The organism is Candidatus Zixiibacteriota bacterium (genome assembly GCA_022865345.1).
Lineage (GTDB): Bacteria > Zixibacteria > MSB-5A5 > MSB-5A5 > RBG-16-43-9 > RBG-16-43-9.
This window is the reverse complement of the sequence record JALHSU010000061.1, coordinates 1-4,145: the sequence shown is the minus strand read 5'-3', so window position 1 is coordinate 4,145 and position 4,145 is coordinate 1. Positions and strand designations below refer to the sequence as shown.

At 42.9% G+C, this 4,145-nt stretch carries 3 protein-coding genes; all 3 read right to left on the bottom strand.

Annotated features, from left to right (window positions below):
• Window positions 1-301: 301 nt before the first annotated feature.
• Window positions 302-2,182 (bottom strand): ABC transporter ATP-binding protein/permease, encoded by a 1,881-nt coding sequence (locus tag MUP17_02680; GenBank protein ID MCJ7457879.1) that lies wholly within the window; start codon window positions 2,180-2,182, stop codon window positions 302-304.
• A 165-nt stretch (window positions 2,183-2,347) separates the two neighbouring features.
• Window positions 2,348-3,442: a glycosyltransferase family 9 protein gene (locus tag MUP17_02675; protein MCJ7457878.1), complete on the bottom strand. Its 1,095-nt coding sequence runs from the start codon at window positions 3,440-3,442 to the stop codon at window positions 2,348-2,350.
• 510 nt (window positions 3,443-3,952) lie between these two features.
• The coding region (locus tag MUP17_02670) for a DUF4292 domain-containing protein (protein ID MCJ7457877.1) at window positions 3,953-4,145 on the bottom strand (193 nt) is incomplete at its 5' end.

Genomic DNA, 4,145 nt, shown 5'->3' with positions numbered 1-4,145 from the left:
CCCGACGCTACATCGTCTGAACGACAGACAGGAATGTGTTAGATCTAAAATTCAACTTGTTCATAGCCATTTTCGTGGCGTAAAAACCCGACTAAAGTCGGTTTGAACGAACATTCGCTGACCTTACACTCTCCTATGAGGAGAGGGAATCTTCGTCTTGTGCAAGACACTCTTTACGGGCAGGCACACGGTTCGATTAGCTCACCGGCCTGAGCTAAGCCGAAGGAGGGGCCTGCCCCTACAGTCTTTTTCTGTTTTTCTTTCCCTTGAACTCTTGAACCTTTAAACCTTTTAACCTTTCTTACTCGTCATTGAATTTAAACTGCATCTCATAGAGCTTCTTATACAATCCCTCCTGCTGGATAAGCTCTTTGTGCTTTCCGGTCTGGACTATCCTTCCCTCATCTATCACCACGATCTTATCTGCATTTTGTATGGTGGAAAGTCGATGCGCAATCACAAAAGTGGTGCGGTTTTTCATCAACCGGTCAATTGCCTCCTGAACCAGCAGTTCTGATTCTGAGTCCAGAGCTGAGGTAGCTTCATCGAAAATAAGAATTGAAGGATTTTTATACAAAGCACGGGCAATAGAAATTCTCTGCCTTTCACCTCCGGAAAGCTTGACTCCTCTGTCTCCGATAATGGTATTGTACCCTTCTGGCAGGCCCTGAATGAAATCATAGGCATTAGCCATTTTAGCCACCTCATTGACTTTATCCGGTGTAGCTTTCTCATCTCCATACGCGATATTATTCCAGACCGTGTCATTAAAGAGTATGGTTTCCTGGGTGACGATCCCCATCAGGTTACGCAAAGAGTTCAAGTTCATTTTTCGTAAGTCTACACCGTCTATCTCGATGACCCCCTCATTTGGATCATAGAAACGGGGAAGCAGGTCAACCAGAGTAGATTTGCCTGCACCAGAGGGACCCACCAGCGCTACTATCTCTCCGGATTTTACCTCTAGATCTATTTTCTCCAGTGCTGCTTTCTTGCTATTATATCTGAATGACACATTTTTGAACTCCACTCCTTGCTTTAGACTATCGATTTTAACCCCATCCTTAGGGCTTTCGATTTTAGGCCGGGTATCCAGGACTTCAAAAATTCTTGTTGCCGCAGCCAAACCCTGCTGGATATCTATATTCACGTGGCTTAAAATCTTCAAAGGCTGCATCAAAGAGAACATCGCAATAAGAAAAAGGAAGAACCGGTCCGGGGTTAAGCCTCCACCGGCTAAGATAGCTCTTCCTCCAAACCAGAGAATCAGAACTCCAGCCACAACTCCCAGAAACTCAGTCAACGGTGGTGCTAAAGAGCCTACTCTGGTCAAGCGCACCATAGTCTTAAAATAATCTCTGGTATAATTGAAAAACTTCTTCAGCTCAAATCCTTCCATTGCAAAAGCCTTAACCACTTTTATGCCAGAAACTGTCTCTTGCAGGACTGAAGTTATGTTTCCCATCTTTTGCTGGGCCAAAACGCTTTTGGAACGCAACCTTTTCCCTACTTTGGTGATTATAAAGATGCTGGGGGGAAAAAGCAGAAGCGCAATCAAAGTCAATTTCCAGCTTGCCCAGACTACCAGGAAAAGATAAACAATCGCCAAGAAAAACTGGTTTAATCCTCCGACAAATCCTGAGGAGACCGCATTTTTTACCAGACTCACATCGTTAGTCACCCTGGAGATCAATACTCCGGTCTTCTTTCCGTGGAAATATTCCAAAGGCAAGAGATGATAATGAGAATAGAGCTTATCTCTCAAATCTTTTACCACACCTTCCTGAACTATCACCATAAGATAGTTCTGCAGATACCAGAATATATTTTTTAAAAAGAATATGACTAAGATGAAGATACACAATCGCTTAAGACTATCTACTTTATCTTTTCCTTTAAGCCAGGAATCAAACTGCTGTTTGAGTTTTCCAGGAACCAGAACTACCAAACTTTCTCCACCTGACGAAGACTTCTGCTGCAGGCTTTCGCTCGTATCAGCAGAGGTTGAACTTTTCTCATATCCTACGGATCCGTTATCGGAAAAAATCATCTTGGTAAATGGAATCACCATAGTAAGAGAAAAGCCACTCATCCCGGCGAAAAGTATCATAAACAGGACAGCCCCCACCAGAGATTTCAGGTGTGGTCTAATGAATTTTAGAAGTCTTATGTAAAGTCTCACTTTAAATCTCCACAAACACTCTGTACACGCGTAGCAGAGGTTTTAGACCTCTGCGCCCGATCCCTAAAGGCTCGGCTACGCATCCTTTAAAACTCCGTGAATCTTTACGGTAGGGGCGAGGTTTCCTCGCCCTGGGGCTGGGAGACCCAGCCCCTACATCATATTCTAAATTACACTTATTTTAGTACCTTTCATCCTTGACAATTCCTTCACCATTCTGCAAGCCTCTTCCAATATTGTTTTTAATTCTATTTTCCCATTGATTTTGCTTATAATTTTGTCCTTATCACCTTTTGGGCCGAATTTAACCGGATCTGATTGAATGAAAATGGCTAAGGTTGGAGTCCCGACTGCAGTTGAAAGATGCATTATCCCCGAATCAGAGGAGATGAAAAGATTGCATCTTTGCAGAAGAGCTGAGAGTTCAGGCAAAGGAAGAATCTCAGGCAGTACCTCACTGATTTTCAAATTCTTAATCAGCTCTTTCTCTTCCGGTCCCCAGATATAAATCACCTTTACATTTTCCCTTTCTTTTATCCATTCACCTAATTCGATAAAATTTTTTATCTCCCACCTTTTCTCGCCTGTCCCACCCAGGTTTATCCCAATAAGAGAATCCTCATTTGTTATCCCCATTTTCTCTAAATAATTTCTGATATATTCCTTTTCTTCCTTCTTTACTCCCAAGAATGGCAACTCATCAGATATTCCCGGAATTAAAAACTTCAGAAGGTCCAGATGCATATCAATTGCATGCCGGGTATACTTAACTGGGGGAACCTCTATGTTCAGGAAGAGGTCGCTTTTCTCCCTTTTATGCCCGACTCGGTACTTTGCTCCCGAAAGATAAATCCACATCCCGTGACCAAAGGAAAGGTGATTTTCGTCCGAACAGTCAAAGGCAAGATCAAAACCCTTTCTTCTCAGCGAGAAAATCTGAGAGATGAAAGCAAAAGGGTTGCGGATATATTTTTTTTTCTCCAGGACCAAAAGCTCATCTATCAATTTAGAGCCGGAGAAAACCTCTGTTGATACGCTACTGGAGAGAAAAGATATCTTAGCCTGGGGGAAAGATTTCCTCAGTGCTAAAAGCAGCGGAGTGGTCAAAATAAGGTTGCCGATCCGGTCATCCTGTCTTATTACCAGTATCTTCTTAACGGCAGATAGATCAACTTTATCCTGAACGGGCTTATTCCTGAACAAAAGCTTCAGCACCTGTATTAAGAACGATTTACCCTTTTTCTCCAGCGTTTTTCTCATCTATTATTCTTTAGTCTATAATAATCGACATTCAAGTGGTCTACGAATATAGATCTCCAGAAAGCGATTTAAAATTATTGTAATATCTACAGCCCCAAAAGTCAATATCTTTTGAGAAGTGGAACGGTACAACCGGCATACCTGGACTGTTGCCGAAGTCGTTTTTGGGAGGAATCTTATGTAGGGACAGGGCTGGTTGAGCTTTGCGAAATCCCGCTTTTGCGGTGGCCCCTGTCCTAACTCTGGTGCGGACAGCCACACGGTTCGGCAGGCTCACCGTCCTGAGCGAAGTCGAAGGAAGGGCTGTCCCTACATTAACTACGAAACAGATAAAATGGAGGGCAGAAGTCTTCGCCAGGATCCTGTGGACAAGACCTTGAGGCCATCCTCTACACTATCCCTTCTCGCGGTAGAACAGGCATTCTTGTCTGTTCTATTTGCGACCCTGTCCTACCCTACGGGGGACTTGCTCCGGATACATCAATAGGAAAAGGGTCGCATTACATACTGCTAACCTGATTTATCAATTTCAACCGGTTTAGCATCTTCAGGAATTTTAACTTGAAATTTTTTGTCAGGAATTGAGATGTTTATATTCCTCTCCAAAAATCTGAGTTTCAGCTTCACCTTTTCGTCCAGAGATTTTATCTCTATAGCTTTGGGAATTTTGGTCTGGTTGAATTTCTCAAAATTCTTATATGCT